This window comes from Martinezella hainanensis, from assembly GCF_900094555.1.
GTDB lineage: Bacteria > Pseudomonadota > Alphaproteobacteria > Rhizobiales > Rhizobiaceae > Rhizobium > Rhizobium hainanense.
The window spans coordinates 111919-126924 of sequence record NZ_FMAC01000014.1 but is presented as its reverse complement, the minus strand read 5'-3'; the positions used below and the strand labels follow the sequence as shown (position 1 = coordinate 126924).

The following is a 15006-nucleotide window of genomic DNA, read 5'->3' as shown; positions in this document are numbered from 1 at the left end:
TTGTCTTGTCGAGGATGTCCGAAGTCGTTATCGGCGATGATCAGAAAACCTGACGCAGCGCGATGAAGAGCACGAAGGCCAGTGCGATCGAGGCCGGCAGCGTCAGTATCCAGGCCATCAGCATGTTGCGCACCGTCGACCATTGCAGGCCGGAACCGTTTGCCGCCATGGTGCCGGCGACGCCGGAGGACAGGACGTGCGTTGTCGAGACCGGCAGGCCGAGATGGTCGGCAGCGCCGATCGTCAGCATGGCGACGACTTCGGCAGCGGCACCCTGGCCATAGGTCAGGTGCGTCTTGCCGATCTTTTCGCCGACCGTGACGACGATGCGCTTCCAGCCGACCATGGTGCCGAGGCCGAGTGCCAATGCGACGGCAACCTTCACCCAGAGCGGGATGAACTTGGTCGCGTGATCGACGGCGGCGTGATAGTTGGTCACGGCCTTCAGGTCGTCGGCGTTCATCGGCAGCAGCTTCTGCTTGTCGATCAGCTTCAGCGATTCACCGATCAGGTAGATGTCGTTACGAACGTTGCCGACGAGGCCGTTCGGCAGCTTTTCGACGCTCGGATAAGCGGCGATTTCGGCGCTGGTGGCATGAATATAGGCCTGCAGTGCAGGCGTTGTTGCGTCCGTCCAGGTCTTGGTCTTGACGGCATCGCTGACCGCAGCCTTCGGATCGGCCGGAGCGGCAACGCCCGGCTTCACATACTTGCCGAGCACGGTCTCGACCTGCGTGGAGGCAGCCTTGTAAGCTTCGAGATAGTTGACGTCGGGCGTGCGGTTCAGCGCGAAAGCCGTCGGTACGAGACCGATAAGGATGAGCATGATCAGACCCATGCCCTTCTGGCCATCGTTCGAACCGTGGGCGAAGCTGACGCCGGTGCAGGTGAAGATCAGCAGGCCGCGGATCCATGCCGGCGGCGGCGCATTGCCCTTCGGTGCTTCATAGAGCTCCTTGTTGCGGATCAGCACCTTGGCGACCAGCAGCAAGATCGCAGCCATGGCAAAGCCGATGATCGGCGAGAGCAGCAGTGACATGCCGACGCTGCTTGCCTGCGACCAGTCGACGCCGCTGGTGGCGGAGCCGGCAGGGGCGAGGAACTGGTTGGCGAGACCGACGCCGATGATGGAGCCGACGAGCGTGTGCGAGCTTGAGGCCGGCAGGCCGAGATACCAGGTGCCGAGGTTCCAGATGATGGCAGCGGTCAGCAGGGCAAAGACCATCGCAAGACCGGAGCCGGAACCGACTTGGAGGATCAGCTCGACCGGCAGCAGCGCCAGGATGCCGAAGGCGACGGCGCCCGACGAGGTCAGAACGCCGAGGAAGTTGAAGAAACCGGACCAGATGACGGCGAATTCCGCCGGCAGCGAACGGGTGTAGATGACGGTGGCGACCGCGTTGGCCGTATCGTGGAAGCCGTTGACGAATTCGAAGCCGAGCGCGATCAGCAGCGCAAGGCCGAGCAGGATCCACGGAACAGCAGCGGCATCGGCGAGCTCGCTACCGAGCGCATAACCGACATAACCGAGGCCAGCCAGGACAAGGACGCCAAAGATCGGCAGAAACCATTTTGCCGAACTACCGGCACCGTGAATTGGATGGTTGGCATTGCCACCCTCCGAAGTGTTTGAAGCGAGGTCGACCATCCCAAACTCCTTTATGGCAATTGATATCGCTGGTGTAAGCTTCCTTCATGAAGCTCTCGTGACGCGCGAGTAGGTTGCGGCCGGCTGCAAATACCGGCGACAATATGCTCTTTCGGCTGCGGACAGGCGTTTGGATTGATCTTGATTTCGCCGTCAAAAGGCCTTTTTCGGTTCAGCCGGCGTTCATACCTCGGAGGGTTAAATCCCTGATGTAAGGGACTTGGATAGAGGGCCATCAAAATGAGATCGTCCGTGATTGCCATCGCTGCCTTGTTCGGCAGCCTGGTTGTATCTTCGGCAGAGGCAATGCCTATCCCAGCCGTTGGGACAACGGCCTCAGTGCCGATCGTGAAAGTCGACTATGCCTGCGGTCGTGGCTGGCACCTGACGCGTTGGGGCGAATGCCGCCCGAATCGCTGGGGTCCGCCGCCCCGGCGTTGGGGTTACTACAGGCCGCCACCGCCGCCGCCATGGGGCTGGCACGGCCATCGCCACCATCGCGACGGCTGGCGCGATGACCGCTGGCGTGATCGCCCGCGTTACTGGTAAGACCCGAAACACCGCCGCGCCTTGCGGCGGTGTTTTGTTTAGAGCAATTTCAGGAAAAGTGCGCAGCGGTTTTCCGTCCGGAATTGCGTGAAAATATAAAGCTAAATCGGTTCGGAGATTCCGTGAAAAGCTGAACTGCTCTAAGGCTGGGTTTGGGGCCGCAATGCGCGCGCTCCGAGCCATAGGCCTGAAAGAACGAGCAGGCTGGCCGATAAAATCGCAACAAGGCTCTTCGCATGGAGCGCGATGTCGGCAAGTTTCGGCCGGATGAGATCGGCCGTATTGAAATTCTCGCCGCTGAATTTGCACAGGATGAGCGAGAGGTTGTTGCGCACGAGTGTCGCGTCGATATCGGAGACGAGGTCGTCGACCGATGCCTTTTCCACCTTCATTACCCGCATCTGCAGCAACACCGCTTTTGCCGCCGCGAGGTAGGCGTGGGAGCATTCATTGAAAGGGCTTTCCTCGTCGCTGACGCTGTCCGGCATCAGGCCCCAGAGGCAATAGGCGCGTTGGATCTGCGCGAAGTTCAAGAGGCGACGGAAGGTTTCGTCGGTATCCGATGTGCTCTCGGCAAGCGAGACGATCCGCCCGTAATAGGGAGCGATCACAGCCATCTCGCCATGGGTGAGGCTAGGGATCGGGATACCGGCCTGGCTGCCGGAAGAGCCGCCGCCATGCGCAGCAACAGAAGCCGGCCAGCTCGACAGCATGAGCCAGAAGAGTGCAAAAAGGACGCTGCTTGGATGCTGGCGTTTCCCGCGCATGTTGCCATGCGCGGGATGCGAGCTACTTATCATGCTAAGCCCGGCGCAGGGTCGCACTGCCGTAGCGTGTCTGCGGCAGCTGGCGTTCCGCCCAGGCTCCGAAGGCAAGGCCGAGCGTCGTCCAGAGGATGGCGTGCATGCCAAGCGATGTGATGCGGAAGCGCCAGAGCACCACGGCGGAGAATTGCTCGGGCACTTCGTTGATCGAGGGAAGCAGATATTGGATCAACGCGATGAAGACGATGTAGCCGATTCCGGCAATGATCGCACCGTTCCAGGAACCATATCGCGCTGCCAACCGACGGCCGAAGCCCACGGCGACGATCATGCCGACGACGGAGGCAACGATCATAATGAAGAACAGCTCGGTTCTCGCGCCGATCGTATCGGGATTGCCGACAGCCGGCGGGTTTGCCGGATATTTGATGTCGGGCACGAGAGAAATCGTCACGAAAGCGGCGATGGCGAGCAGGGCTGCCGTGCCGCGTGCGCCGAGAGGGCTGACACGACCGTAAACAAAGGAAAAGACCAGCGCGAACAATCCGCCTATTGCGGTCGAGAAGATCACGCTGCCGGTGAAGAGGCCGATGCCCGCCTGTGTGGCGCGGCTGACGATTTCCGGCTCAGGCGCCTCGCCGGCGGCTTGCGCGGCCTTTTCTTCAAAGCCGATGGCCCAATCGACCAGCGGTTCGCCGAAGATGTGGGCGAAGGCAAAAACGAGAATACCCGCAAGGGCCCCGACGATCATGCCGCGGAGCAAAAGGCGTCCAACCATGTGCTTGACCCCTTAGTGGCAGGGGAAGCCGAGAAGGTGACGGGCATCATGTACGAATTCATGCACATACATGCCCGAGATGAGCGAGGTTGCGCCCTCTTCTGCACCGATGAAATAGATCGCGAGCAGCATCAGCAGGCCGGCAAAAATGGCCCAGGGCAGGATTTGACCGAGCGGAATCGGCTGCGGAACTGCGGTTGGCGCGAAAGTGGTGTCGGACATTGTATTTCCCTCTTAAAGAAAAGCGCGTTCCATTTGCGGAAGGGTTCTTGCGGGAAGGGTCTGGCTCTCGAGGGCGAAGGTTCCGTCATCGATTACAGTGGCGCGACCGCGCCGGAATTCCACCGGCTTCCGCACCCGCAAGTGCAAGTGCAAGTTTATATCTATTTGTAAAGATGGTTGTCAATCAAGCGCCACTGCGATGCGAAATCGCGACAAGAGCGCGGCAGGGGATGGAGTTGGGACAGTCTTATGAAAACGCGTTTGAGCTGGATTTGCCATGGGGCGACGCGAGCCAATCGAAACGGCTGCTTTCCGGATGACGAACCCTTGGAGGCGAAGGCAGTGCAGCAGGCTCAATCATTGTCCTTCGGCCTCGAGACGATCGATCGGGTCTGGACCAGTCCGGCTCTGCGCGCGCGCCAGACAGCCACGGTCCTCGGTCTCGATGCCATCCCGGATGTCGGCTTGCGGGAATGCGATTATGGTGACTGGCGGGGGCAATCCCTTGCAGAATTGCATGAAAGGGATGCGAATTCTCTGGCGCTATGGATGACGGATACCTCGGTCGCGCCGCATGGCGGTGAAGCCCTGTCGGCGGTCATGAAGCGCGTCGCTGAATGGATGGGAAATCACATCGAGGATGCCGGCCATATCGTCGTCGTCACCCATGCGAGCGTCATTCGCGCTGCCGTTCTGCAGGCCCTGCAGGCGCCGCCCGCAGCATTCTGGGCTGTTGATGTCGAGCCGTTCGGGATTGTCGAAATGACGAGTGACGGCCGGCGCTGGCAGCTTCGCTTTCCCAAGATGACGATCTAGAGCGATTCCCACAAAGCTGCGGCTTCGGCGTCGGAAATTGCCCGAAAGCAAAGGGATGGCGATCAGCCGGCCGCCCGTGCCCGCTTGCGTTCGGAGTAGACAAGATATCCGGCCATGCCAAACGTCATGGCGGCCAGTCCGTACCAGGTAATGGCATAGACGAGATGGCTGTTGTGGAAGGTGATCTGTGTCAGCCCGCCCACGGGCAGTCGGCCCGGATTTTTCGCATCGTCGGCATCGATGAAGTAGGGCGCCACGTTCTGCAACCCGCGGGCCTCGGCGATCTCAGTCACGTCGCGCGAATACCAGCGCTCGTCCGCCGGCACGTTCGAACGCAGCAGCGTGCCTTTGGGCTCGTTGATCCTGAGCAGGCCGGTCACGGAGGTCTCGCCAGCAATCTCGCCTTCGGCGCGTGTCACCGGATTGCGCTTCTCTGTGGGAACGAAGCCGCGATTGACGATGATGATCGTGCCATCGGCAAGCTTCAGTGGCGTCAGCACCCAGTAGCCTGCGCCAAGCGCGGTCGAGGCATAGACCTGCGCTTCCTTGCCGTTAAGGAAAGTCCCGCTCGCCTGAACATGCTTGTATTCGGAGTTTTCGGCGTTGATCTCAGCCCATTGCGCCGGGCCGGGTGCCTGAACCGCCGGGGCATGCACGCGCGCATCGACCCGGGCGATGAGATCCAGCTTCCAGTGCAGCCGCTTCACCTGCCAGGTGCCGAGCCCGATGAGAAGCGCGGTCAGGAGCAGAAGCACCGATACCCAGATGGCAAGGGTAAGTGTCGAACGCGACTTGCCCTGAGATGCGGTTGAGGAAATGTCGGTCATGGCGCTGGTCTCCAGGGACGCGCTGCCGCATGATTTCGGGAGGTTCAATTCTCTTCGCGGAAGATCATGCGTGGTCTGAAAATCGGCTGCGGCATCTCGCATTTTCAGGGATGCGCTGCGCAGCATCCGGCGGAATTTTCGCGCCGGGAAGAGGGCGGGCCTTTTGCTGAAGGCCCGCCGCTCGATCTTATGGCATGTTGCGCATCATCTCGGGCGACATGGGCATCATGTTCGCGTTGAGATGATGCATGACCCAGAGCGAGCCGGACAGCGCGATGATGACGATGACGATCGTGAAGATCAGCGCCATCATGTTCCAGCCGCCTTCCGAGCGGGTATTCATGTGCAGGAAGTAGATCATGTGCACCACGATCTGGATCGCACCGAGGATCATGACGATCGCCCCGGTGACGGCGGGATCGGGGATCACTTTGGCCATGACCAGCCAGAAGGGAATGGCGGTCAGGATGACGGAGAGGACGAACCCCGTCATGTAGCTCTTGAAGGTGCCATGTGCCGCCTCGTGGCCGCCGTGGTGGTCGTGGCCGTGGGCGTCGCCGGAATGATGCGAATGGTTTGCGTTCGAGCTCATCCGAGAACTCCCATGAGGTAGACGAGGGAAAACACGCCGATCCAGACGACGTCTAGGAAGTGCCAGAACATCGAAAGGCACATCAGGCGGCGCTTGTTTTCCGGGATCAGGCCGTAGCGGCCAACCTGCACCATCAGCGTGATCAGCCAGACGATACCGGTGGTGACGTGCAGACCGTGCGTGCCGACCAGCGTGAAGAAGGCCGACAGGAAGGCGCTGCGCTGCGGGCCGGCGCCATCGAGGATCAGGTGATAGAACTCATAGAGTTCGAAGAAGATGAAGAGGGCACCGAAGATGCCCGTTATCGTCAGCCACATCAGCGTGCCCGACTTGTTGTCCTTCTCCATTGCCAACATGGCGAAGCCATAGGTGATGGAGGAGAAGAGCAGCATCGCCGTGTTGAGGGCGACGAGCGGCAGCTCGAACAGGTCGGCCGGCGACGGGCCGGCCGCATAGCTGTGGCCGAGTACGGCGAAGGTGGCGAAGAGGACTGCGAAGATCAGGCAGTCGCTCATGATGTAGATCCAGAAGCCCAGCATGGTGCTGCCTTCAGGATGATGCTCTTCCGTCATGTAGAAGGCGGGCGTTTCGCCATCCTTGGGAGCGTGTGCGGTTTGGGTGGTCATAAGTCTTACACCTGTCCTGCGAGCTGCTTCGTACGCTCGTTCTCGGTCTTGACGACCTCGTCGGCGGGGATGTGGTAGTCGCGCTTGTAGTTGAAGGTATGGCCGATCGTAATGACGATCATCGCGACGAAGGTGATGGCGGCAAGCCACCACATGTACCAGATCATGCCGAATGCGAAGCCGATGGAGAGAACGCCGAGGATGATGCCGGTGCCGGTGTTCTTCGGCATATGGATCGGGATGAAGCCTTCCGTCGGCCTGACGTAGCCGCGGTTCTTCATGTCCCACCACGCGTCGTGATCGTAGACGATCGGCGTGAAGGCGAAGTTGTAGGCCGGCGGCGGCGACGAGGTCGACCATTCCAGCGTACGGCCGCCCCAGGGGTCGCCGGTGTGGTCGCGAAGCTCTTCGCGCTTCATGAAGCTGACGGCGAGCTGGATGAGGAAGCAGGCGATGCCGATGGCGATGAGGCCGGCGCCGAAGGCGGCGATGATGAACCAGATCTGCAGCGACGGATCGTCGAACTGGCTGACGCGGCGGGTAACGCCCATCAGGCCGAGGATGTAGAGCGGCATGAAGGCGAACCAGAAGCCGATCTGCCAGAACCAGAAGCTCATCTTGCCCCAGAAGGGATCGAGCTTGAAGCCGAAGGCCTTCGGGAACCAGTAGTTGACGCCCGCGAACATGCCGAAGAGCACGCCGCCGATGATCACGTTATGGAAGTGGGCGATCAGGAACAGCGAGTTGTGCAGCACGAAGTCGGCTGGTGGAACCGCCAGCATGACGCCGGTCATGCCACCGATGGTGAAGGTCACCATGAAGCCGACGGTCCACAGCATCGGCGGCTCGTAGCGGATGCGGCCGTGGTACATCGTGAACAGCCAGTTGAAAAGCTTCGCACCCGTCGGGATCGAGATGATCATCGTCGTGATGCCGAAGAAGGAGTTGACGCTGGCGCCCGAGCCCATCGTGAAGAAGTGGTGCAGCCAGACGAGGTAGGAGAGGATCATGATCACGCAGGTGGCGTAAACCATCGAGGCGTAGCCGAAGAGGCGCTTGCCGCAGAAGGTGGCGACGACTTCCGAGAAGACGCCGAAAGCCGGCAGGATCAGGATGTAGACTTCCGGGTGGCCCCAGATCCAGATGAGGTTGACATACATCATCGGATTGCCGCCGAGGTCGTTCGTGAAGAAGTTCGTGCCGGCATAGCGGTCGAGCGTCAGCAGAGCGAGCGTTGCGGTCAGGATCGGGAAGCTGGCAACGATCAGGATGTTGGTGCAGAGCGACGTCCAGGTGAAGACGGGCATCTTCATGAAGGTCATGCCCGGCGCGCGCATCTTGACGATGGTGGCGATCAGGTTGATGCCCGAAAGCGTCGTTCCGATACCTGCCACCTGCAGGCCCCAGATGTAATAATCGACGCCGACGTCGGGACTGTAGGCGATGCCGGAAAGCGGCGGATAGGCCAGCCAGCCGGTCTTGGCGAACTCGCCGATGAAGAGCGAGATCATGATGACGATCGCGCCGGCCGTCGTCATCCAGAACGAGAAGTTGTTAAGAAACGGGAAGGACACGTCGCGCGCGCCGATCTGCAGCGGCACGACGAGGTTCATCAGGCCGGTGACGAAGGGCATCGCCACGAAGAAGATCATGATGACGCCGTGGGCGGTGAAGATCTGGTCGTAGTGATGCGGCGGCAGATAACCTTCGGAACCGTTGAAGGCGATGGCCTGCTGAAGGCGCATCAGCAGCGCGTCGGAGAAGCCGCGCAGCAGCATGATCAGCGCCAGCACGACGTACATGATACCGATTTTCTTGTGATCGATGCTGGTGAACCATTCCTTCCAGAGATAGCCCCAGAGGCGGAAATAGGTCAGCAGGCCGAGAAGGGCGATACCGCCGATGGCGACGCCGAGGAAGGTCACGACGAGGATCGGCTCGTGATACGGGATCGAGTCAAGCGTCAGCCGACCGAAGATGAATTTATAGAGGTCCGGGTTGGAAAACATGGATTGCCTCTGTCCCTTATGAATGTCTTGTTATTGAGCGCACCGGATCAGTGACCCTGATGCTGCGCCGAACCGGTCGACGAATCGGAAGAAGAGCCGTTGCCCATATCCATGCCCTGCATCGAGTTGTCCCCATGCTGCATGGTATGAGTAGCATCGCCTTCAGCCTTGACGGGCGTGACCTCGGCCGAGGCACCATCGCGGTTGTCGTAGATCAGGCGCTCGCGGTTTTCGTGGCTTTCCTTGCCGCCGCCGCCCTTGGCGTCGATATGCATCATCTCGCTCATGCACATCTTGCTCGGATCGGCGCACATGTTGAGGATGGCGTTGTAGAGACCATCATCGACGGCGTTGAAATACTGCACCGGATTGCGCTCGCTCGGCTTGGCAAGCGCCAGATATTCCGGGCGGCCGAGTGCCGTGCCCTGGCTCTTGGCTTTCTGGACCCACTGGTCGAAGTCAGCCTGATTGAGGCCATGGAACTTGAAACGCATGTTCGAGAAGCCGGCGCCACTGTAATTGGCGGACAGGCCCTGGAATTCGCCGGGATGGTTGATGACGGCGTGCAGCTTCGTCTCCATGCCCGGCATGGCATAGATCTGACCTGCCAGCGCCGGGATGAAGAAGGAGTTCATGACAGCCGAAGCCGTGATCTTGAAATTGATCGGGCGATCGACCGGCGCCGCCATCTCGTTGACGGTCGCGATGCCGTATTCCGGATAGAAGAACAGCCATTTCCAGTCGAGTGCCACCACTTCGACCGTCAGCGGCTTCACGTCGGCACTGAGCGGCTTGTCGGCGGCAATGCGGTCGAGAGGGCGGTAGGGGTCGAGCTGATGGGTGCTGATCCAGGTCACGGCGCCGAGCGCGATGATGATGGCCAGCGGAGCGGACCAGATGACCAGCTCCAGACGTGTCGAATGATGCCATTCCGGCTCGTAGGTCGCCTCTTTGTTCGACTGGCGGTATTTCCAGGCGAAGAACAGCGTCAGGAAGATCACCGGGATGATGATGATCAGCATCAGCACGACCGAGACGATGATGAGGTCCCGCTGCTGCATGGCGATATCGCCGGAGGGAGCCATCACCACAAGATTGCAACCTGAAAGTAGCAAAAACAATGGGATGACGGATAAACGGCTGAAAATCTTCGATAGTCTTGGCACGTCTTAAAGCTCTTTTTGTTTCGACCCTACCGCGACTAAAGGACGGCGGTCATGAACGATATGAGGTGTTTCGTCGCACCGCAGCAAGCTTGAGTGCATTGCGGTATGGAATGCTGTCTCACGTATCGGGAAAACCCTCAGAAATCCAGAAGGTTTTCCATGAGGCCATTCGCTTTTATCGCCGCCAATATACCTGGATCGGAACAAATGGCTATCGGCGGCGGTTCCCGTCTGATCTGAAATGTGGCGTCAAACGCGGAAATGGCCCGATTTGATCGCTAATTTGCGAATTATTTCATGCTCGATACTTGATATGTTCGCACGTTTGATCGACATTTTCATTATGCACGAATTCGTGGAGGAATTCGTGCTCGGAGAGGGAGGCTCCCGCGCATGGTCAGCGTTACGCATGAATCACTGAACCCCACATCTTCTACTCTGGAGAGCGATGCCCGCAGCATGCATGCGGGCGGCTCCGTAGCCCCCGGCAATATCGCCATCGGCGTGATCATTGGTCGCACGTCCGAATTCTTCGATTTCTTCGTCTATGCCATCGCATCGGTTCTGGTCTTCCCGAAGCTGATCTTCCCCTTCGCCGACCCGTTGCATGGCACGCTCCTTTCCTTCCTGGTCTTCGCGCTCGCCTTCATCGCCCGCCCGATCGGCTCGTTCATCTTCATGGCGGTCGACCGCAGGTATGGACGTGGCGTCAAGCTGACGATCGCGCTGTTCCTGCTTGGTGGCTCGACGGCGGCAATGAGCTTCCTGCCCGGCTATTCCGAGGTCGGTGTCTATGCGATCATCCTGCTTGCCATCTTCCGCATCGGCCAGGGCCTGGCGCTCGGCGGTGCCTGGGACGGCTTGGCTTCGCTCCTGGCGCTCAACGCACCGACGAACCATCGCGGCTGGTACGCGATGATCCCCCAGCTCGGTGCCCCGATCGGCTTCATGCTGGCAAGCGCGCTGTTCGCTTATTTCGTAACGAGCCTCACGAGTGCGGACTTCCTGGACTGGGGCTGGCGCTATCCGTTCTTCTGCGCCTTCGCGGTCAACGTCGTTGCGCTCTTCGCCCGCCTGCGTCTGGTGGCGACCGAGGAATTCGGCACGCTCTTGGAGCGCCACGAGCTCGAACCCGTGAAGATGACGGAACTGCTGCGGGTGCATGGCCGCGACGTGCTGATCGGCGCCTTCGTGCCGCTCGCAAGCTTTGCGACCTTCCATCTGGTCACGGTCTTCCCGCTCGGCTGGGTTACGCTCTACAGCGAGCAGACCCCCGGCTCGTTCCTGCTGATGGAGTTCCTTGGCGCGATCTGCGGTATTCTCGCCATCATCTGTTCGGGTATGCTCGCCGACCGTATCGGCCGCCGCAATCAGCTGGCTATCGGCGCCGTGCTGATCGCCTGCTTCGCCTTCGTTGCGCCCTGGCTGCTCGATGGCGGCGCGACCGGCCGTCACATCTACGTGGTGCTCGGCTTCACGCTGCTCGGCCTCTCCTTCGGTCAGGCGGCTGGCGCCAGTGCATCGCGCTTCAGCCAGAACTATCGTTATAGCGGCTCGGCCCTCGTGTCGGATCTGTCCTGGCTGATCGGTGCCGGTTTTGCGCCCTTCGTGGCGCTTGCCCTCTCCAGCCAGTTCGGCCTCGTCTATACCAGCCTCTATCTGCTGTCGGGCGTCGTCTGCACGCTGGTCGCGATCTTCTTCAGCAAGACGCTGGAAACGCGCGATAACTGAGACGGAATATTTGAATTGAAAAAGGCCGCGGCATGAAAGTGCCGCGGCCTTTTCGTTCAAACTCAATGCACGAGCCAGGCGATCAGCGGCGCCGCCAGCACGTTCGTCATCCCCACCAGCACCATGACCAATCCGGCGATCGATCCTTCTTCCCGACCGATCTCGTGAGCCTTCGCGACGCCGATGCCATGCGCGCCCATGCCATAGAGCGCTCCGCGCGCCATGCCCGATCGCAGCGGCAGCAGCCGCAGCAGGATTTGCCCGACAACGGCGCCGAACAGGCCGGTGATGACGACGAAGACGGCGGTCAGGTTGGGTACACCGCCGATATCGCCCGAAACAACCATGGCAAAGGGCGTGCTGATCGAGCGCGGCATCAGGCTGAGCCGCAGGCTCTCATCAAGGCCAAGGAGGCTCGCAAGCCCCCACGCGGACACCATCGCCGTGGTGCTGCCGACCGCAACTCCGAACAGCAGGACCGGCCAATAGCGCTTGATGAGATCGCGCTGCTCATAGATCGGCACGGCAAAGGCGACGGTCGCCGGCCCGAGCAGGGCAAGCAGCCAGCGGCTGTCATGCATGTAGTCCTGGTAATTGGCATGCAGCATGAGGGCGATGACGATCAGGACTGCGGGCACGGCCACCAGCGGCGATAGCCAGAGCGAAGGCCAGCGACGGTAGAGCGCCTTCGACACGTAGTAGAGGCCGACCGTCGCCAGCGGCCAGAACAGGCCTGATGCGACGATTTCAATCGTGGGCATGGCTGGACGCTCCCTGGCGCATCATCAGGCGGTAGCCGATATCGATGGCGATGGCGGTCACGCCCATGACGATCACGGTGCCGACAAAGATCACCGCGAGCACCTTCAGCCCGACGATACCGATGAACTCGCCATGATCGAGCAAAGCCAGCACCGCCGGCACGAAGAACAGCAGCATTTCGGCAAGAAACCATTCTGCGCCGCGCTTCATGCTCGTCAGCTTGACCTTGCCGCTCGCAAATAGCGCCAGCACCAGCAACATGCCGGCGATGGCGCCGGGTATCGGCAGATGCGTCAGGCGCACGATGGTCTCGCCCGCTTGCCAGAAGACGAGCAGCAACAGGATCTGGGCCAGCCGGCCCAGTTTCGGATGATTCTGTAGGTCGATACGCATGGGGAAACTCGGGAAAATCGGACGGCCTGAAGATAAGCCCTGCTGCGAGATGAATAAAATGAATTGATTTCATGAAATTCAGTCCTATATGGAATAGTGATGGAGCTTCGGACGCTGAAAGCCTTTGTCGAGGTAGTGCGCCAGGGCGGCTTTTCGGAAGCCGCCAAGGTGGTGTTCACGACCCAATCCGCCGTCAGCAAGGCCGTGCGCCAGTTGGAGGATGAGCTCGGCCTGTCGCTGCTGAACCGCATCGGTCATCGCACGACGCTGACGGATGCCGGCGAGGTGGTCTATCGCCGGGCGATCACGATCCTCGCCGGCCGCGACGATCTGCTGGCCGAATTGTCCGAGTTGCGCGGCCTCACGCGCGGCACTTTGCGCCTGGGCCTGCCGCCGATCGGCAATGATGCTCTGTTTGCACCGGTATTCGCCGTCTTCCGCAATCGCTATCCCGGTATCGAGATCAGGCTGATCGAACAGGGGGCGAAACGGCTCGAGGAAATGGTGCTTGCCGACGAGGTCGATCTCGGGGCTTCGCTTCTACCCACGCCCGACGCCTTCGAATGGCAAAGCGTGCGCTGCGAGCCCATGCATGTGCTTTTGCCATCTTCCCATCCGCTTGCCAGGCAGGAAGCGGTGCCGCTCGCGGCGCTCAAGGGTAATTCATTCCTCCTGTTCGAAACCGGATTTGCGCTGAACGGCATCATTCTCGATGCCTGCCGCACCGCCGGCTTCGCGCCTGGTATCGCCGCTCGCTCCAGCCAGATCAATTTTATCGCCGAATTGGTCGCCGCGGGACTCGGGGTCGGCTTCCTGCCGCGGCTGATCGCCGAACAGCGCCAGCGCCCCGGCATCGCCCATGCGCTCGTCGTCGAACCGGGCATGGAGTGGCACATGGCCTGGATTTGGCGGCGCGGCGGCTATCTGTCGCATGCCGGCCGCGCCTGGCTCGACCTCGCTGCGGAGATCGCGGCGAAATCTTGACTCTGATTTCAAACTTTTGTGATAAAGCGACCTGAGTGCAAACTTGAAAAAAATGCTCAGGAAAAATATAGGCTATCGCATTGCTGCCTGGTGGCGGTGCTTTTCACGCGAGAGGACTTTATGACTTTTTCCTTTTCTCATCTTACCAGTGCGCTGGCGCTTGCCGCGGGCCTTGCCGTTGCTCCGATGATGGCGAACGCCGCCGACTCCGAAGGCATCGTCGTCTACAACGCCCAGCACGAGGCGCTGACGCAGGCCTGGGCGGATGGCTTCACCAAGGAAACCGGCATCAAGGTCACGATCCGCAATGGTAGCGACATGCAGTTCGCCAACCAGATCATCCAGGAAGGTGCGGCCTCCCCCGCCGACGTCTACCTGACGGAAAATTCTCCGGGCATGACGCTGGTCGATGCCAACAAGCTCTTTGCCCCGGTCGATGCCGCGACGCTCGCCCAGGTGCCGGAAACCTTCAAGGCTGCCGATGGCAACTGGGTCGGCGTTGCCGCCCGCTCCACGGTTTTCGCTTATGACAAGACCAAGCTGAAGGAAGCCGATCTGCCGAAGTCGATGCTCGATCTCGCCGATCCCAAGTGGAAGGGCCGCTGGGGCGCTTCGCCGGCTGGTGCCGACTTCCAGGCAATCGTCAGCGCCTTCCTTGAGCTGAAGGGTGAGGATGCAACCCGCGCCTGGCTGAAGGCGATGAAAGAAAATGCCAGCTTCTACAAGGGCAACAGCGTTGCCATGAAGGCAGTCAACGCCGGCGAGATCCAGGGTGCGCTGATCTATCACTACTACTGGTTCGGCGATCAGGCCAAGACCGGCGAAAACAGCAAGAACGTCTCGCTGCACTACTTCAAGAACCAGGATCCTGGCGCCTTCGTCAGCATCTCCGGCGGCGGCGTGCTGGCATCCAGCCAGCATCAGAAGGAAGCACAGGCTTTCCTGAAGTGGATCACCGGCAAGGGCGGCCAGGCCGTTCTGCGCGATGGCGACTCCTATGAATATGCCGTCGGCAACGGCGAGGCTTCCAATGCGAAGCTGGTGCCGATCTCCGAGCTGCAGGCGCCGAAGGTCGAGCCTTCGAAGCTGAACAGCAAGAAGGTCACCGACCTGATGACGGAAGCAGGCCTCATCTAACC

Annotated in this window: 16 protein-coding genes; 5 read left to right on the top strand and 11 right to left on the bottom strand. The window is 60.5% G+C overall.

Annotated elements, in window-relative coordinates:
* Nucleotides 1-40 precede the first annotated feature (40 nt).
* Nucleotides 41-1648 (bottom strand): inorganic phosphate transporter, encoded by a 1608-nt coding sequence (locus tag GA0061100_RS29790; RefSeq protein WP_075856469.1) that lies wholly within the window; start codon nucleotides 1646-1648, stop codon nucleotides 41-43.
* Between the two features lie 240 nt (nucleotides 1649-1888).
* Here GA0061100_RS29790 and GA0061100_RS29785 point away from each other — a divergent pair, with 240 nt between their 5' ends.
* Complete coding sequence (locus tag GA0061100_RS29785; RefSeq protein ID WP_075856468.1) at nucleotides 1889-2197, top strand: GCG_CRPN prefix-to-repeats domain-containing protein; 309 nt, start codon at nucleotides 1889-1891, stop codon at nucleotides 2195-2197.
* 140 nt (nucleotides 2198-2337) lie between these two features.
* Here GA0061100_RS29785 and GA0061100_RS29780 read toward each other — a convergent pair whose 3' ends face one another.
* Genes GA0061100_RS29780 through GA0061100_RS29770 form a run of 3 tightly spaced genes read right to left on the bottom strand, consistent with a single transcriptional unit; the run spans nucleotide 2338 to nucleotide 3961 of the window.
* Nucleotides 2338-2964 carry a hypothetical protein gene (locus tag GA0061100_RS29780; protein ID WP_075856467.1) on the bottom strand — a complete coding sequence of 209 codons (627 nt, stop codon included), beginning with the start codon at nucleotides 2962-2964 and terminating at the stop codon, nucleotides 2338-2340.
* Nucleotides 2965-2998: 34 nt separating this feature from the next.
* Nucleotides 2999-3739: a CbtA family protein gene (locus tag GA0061100_RS29775; RefSeq protein WP_075856466.1), complete on the bottom strand. Its 741-nt coding sequence runs from the start codon at nucleotides 3737-3739 to the stop codon at nucleotides 2999-3001.
* Nucleotides 3740-3751: 12 nt separating this feature from the next.
* Complete coding sequence (locus GA0061100_RS29770; protein ID WP_075856465.1) at nucleotides 3752-3961, bottom strand: CbtB domain-containing protein; 210 nt, start codon at nucleotides 3959-3961, stop codon at nucleotides 3752-3754.
* Nucleotides 3962-4210: 249 nt separating this feature from the next.
* Here GA0061100_RS29770 and GA0061100_RS29765 point away from each other — a divergent pair, with 249 nt between their 5' ends.
* Nucleotides 4211-4777 carry a histidine phosphatase family protein gene (locus tag GA0061100_RS29765; protein WP_075856464.1) on the top strand — a complete coding sequence of 189 codons (567 nt, stop codon included), beginning with the start codon at nucleotides 4211-4213 and terminating at the stop codon, nucleotides 4775-4777.
* 62 nt (nucleotides 4778-4839) lie between these two features.
* On the opposite strand, the gene GA0061100_RS29760 is transcribed toward GA0061100_RS29765, so the two are convergent.
* The 5 genes from GA0061100_RS29760 to cyoA all read right to left on the bottom strand — a co-directional run bounded on the left by GA0061100_RS29760 (nucleotide 4840) and on the right by cyoA (nucleotide 9997).
* A complete protein-coding gene (locus GA0061100_RS29760) occupies nucleotides 4840-5604 on the bottom strand; it encodes an SURF1 family protein (RefSeq protein WP_083961476.1) in 765 nt (254 codons plus the stop codon).
* Nucleotides 5605-5791: 187 nt separating this feature from the next.
* On the bottom strand, nucleotides 5792-6196 hold the full coding sequence (cyoD, locus tag GA0061100_RS29755) for a cytochrome o ubiquinol oxidase subunit IV (RefSeq protein WP_075856463.1): 405 nt from the start codon (nucleotides 6194-6196) through the stop codon (nucleotides 5792-5794).
* Nucleotides 6193-6822, bottom strand: coding sequence for a cytochrome o ubiquinol oxidase subunit III (cyoC, locus tag GA0061100_RS29750; protein ID WP_075856462.1), 630 nt, complete (start codon nucleotides 6820-6822; stop codon nucleotides 6193-6195). The genes cyoD and cyoC overlap by 4 nt, the downstream gene beginning before the upstream one ends.
* Before the next feature lie 5 nt (nucleotides 6823-6827).
* Complete coding sequence (gene cyoB / locus GA0061100_RS29745; RefSeq protein WP_075856461.1) at nucleotides 6828-8831, bottom strand: cytochrome o ubiquinol oxidase subunit I; 2004 nt, start codon at nucleotides 8829-8831, stop codon at nucleotides 6828-6830.
* 47 nt (nucleotides 8832-8878) lie between these two features.
* Nucleotides 8879-9997 carry a ubiquinol oxidase subunit II gene (gene cyoA / locus GA0061100_RS29740; RefSeq protein ID WP_075856460.1) on the bottom strand — a complete coding sequence of 373 codons (1119 nt, stop codon included), beginning with the start codon at nucleotides 9995-9997 and terminating at the stop codon, nucleotides 8879-8881.
* A gap of 393 nt (nucleotides 9998-10390) precedes the next feature.
* On the opposite strand from cyoA, the gene GA0061100_RS29735 reads away from it, so the two are divergent.
* On the top strand, nucleotides 10391-11728 hold the full coding sequence (locus GA0061100_RS29735) for an MFS transporter (RefSeq protein WP_075856459.1): 1338 nt from the start codon (nucleotides 10391-10393) through the stop codon (nucleotides 11726-11728).
* Between the two features lie 62 nt (nucleotides 11729-11790).
* On the opposite strand, the gene GA0061100_RS29730 is transcribed toward GA0061100_RS29735, so the two are convergent.
* Both GA0061100_RS29730 and GA0061100_RS29725 read right to left on the bottom strand, forming a co-directional pair.
* Nucleotides 11791-12489 carry an LrgB family protein gene (locus GA0061100_RS29730; protein WP_075856458.1) on the bottom strand — a complete coding sequence of 233 codons (699 nt, stop codon included), beginning with the start codon at nucleotides 12487-12489 and terminating at the stop codon, nucleotides 11791-11793.
* Nucleotides 12476-12883: a CidA/LrgA family protein gene (locus tag GA0061100_RS29725; RefSeq protein ID WP_075856457.1), complete on the bottom strand. Its 408-nt coding sequence runs from the start codon at nucleotides 12881-12883 to the stop codon at nucleotides 12476-12478. Before GA0061100_RS29725 ends, GA0061100_RS29730 begins: the two co-directional genes overlap by 14 nt.
* Before the next feature lie 99 nt (nucleotides 12884-12982).
* On the opposite strand from GA0061100_RS29725, the gene GA0061100_RS29720 reads away from it, so the two are divergent.
* Nucleotides 12983-13867 carry a LysR family transcriptional regulator gene (locus GA0061100_RS29720; protein ID WP_075856456.1) on the top strand — a complete coding sequence of 295 codons (885 nt, stop codon included), beginning with the start codon at nucleotides 12983-12985 and terminating at the stop codon, nucleotides 13865-13867.
* Nucleotides 13868-13987: 120 nt separating this feature from the next.
* Nucleotides 13988-15004 (top strand): iron ABC transporter substrate-binding protein, encoded by a 1017-nt coding sequence (locus GA0061100_RS29715; protein WP_075856483.1) that lies wholly within the window; start codon nucleotides 13988-13990, stop codon nucleotides 15002-15004.
* Nucleotides 15005-15006: the final 2 nt, after the last annotated feature.

Bases quoted from the DNA above. Each gene is read 5' to 3' on its own strand.
- cyoD (WP_075856463.1), bottom strand. From the start codon at position 6,196: ATGAGCTCGAACGCAAACCATTCGCATCATTCCGGCGACGCCCACGGC.
- GA0061100_RS29760 (WP_083961476.1), bottom strand. From the start codon at position 5,604: ATGACCGACATTTCCTCAACCGCATCTCAGGGCAAGTCGCGTTCGACA.
- GA0061100_RS29775 (WP_075856466.1), bottom strand. From the start codon at position 3,739: ATGGTTGGACGCCTTTTGCTCCGCGGCATGATCGTCGGGGCCCTTGCG.
- cyoC (WP_075856462.1), bottom strand. From the start codon at position 6,822: ATGACCACCCAAACCGCACACGCTCCCAAGGATGGCGAAACGCCCGCC.
- GA0061100_RS29725 (WP_075856457.1), bottom strand. From the start codon at position 12,883: ATGCGTATCGACCTACAGAATCATCCGAAACTGGGCCGGCTGGCCCAG.
- GA0061100_RS29715 (WP_075856483.1), top strand. From the start codon at position 13,988: ATGACTTTTTCCTTTTCTCATCTTACCAGTGCGCTGGCGCTTGCCGCG.
- GA0061100_RS29720 (WP_075856456.1), top strand. From the start codon at position 12,983: ATGGAGCTTCGGACGCTGAAAGCCTTTGTCGAGGTAGTGCGCCAGGGC.
- GA0061100_RS29770 (WP_075856465.1), bottom strand. From the start codon at position 3,961: ATGTCCGACACCACTTTCGCGCCAACCGCAGTTCCGCAGCCGATTCCG.
- GA0061100_RS29785 (WP_075856468.1), top strand. From the start codon at position 1,889: ATGAGATCGTCCGTGATTGCCATCGCTGCCTTGTTCGGCAGCCTGGTT.
- GA0061100_RS29780 (WP_075856467.1), bottom strand. From the start codon at position 2,964: ATGCGCGGGAAACGCCAGCATCCAAGCAGCGTCCTTTTTGCACTCTTC.
- GA0061100_RS29765 (WP_075856464.1), top strand. From the start codon at position 4,211: ATGAAAACGCGTTTGAGCTGGATTTGCCATGGGGCGACGCGAGCCAAT.
- GA0061100_RS29735 (WP_075856459.1), top strand. From the start codon at position 10,391: ATGGTCAGCGTTACGCATGAATCACTGAACCCCACATCTTCTACTCTG.
- GA0061100_RS29790 (WP_075856469.1), bottom strand. From the start codon at position 1,648: ATGGTCGACCTCGCTTCAAACACTTCGGAGGGTGGCAATGCCAACCAT.
- GA0061100_RS29730 (WP_075856458.1), bottom strand. From the start codon at position 12,489: ATGCCCACGATTGAAATCGTCGCATCAGGCCTGTTCTGGCCGCTGGCG.
- cyoB (WP_075856461.1), bottom strand. From the start codon at position 8,831: ATGTTTTCCAACCCGGACCTCTATAAATTCATCTTCGGTCGGCTGACG.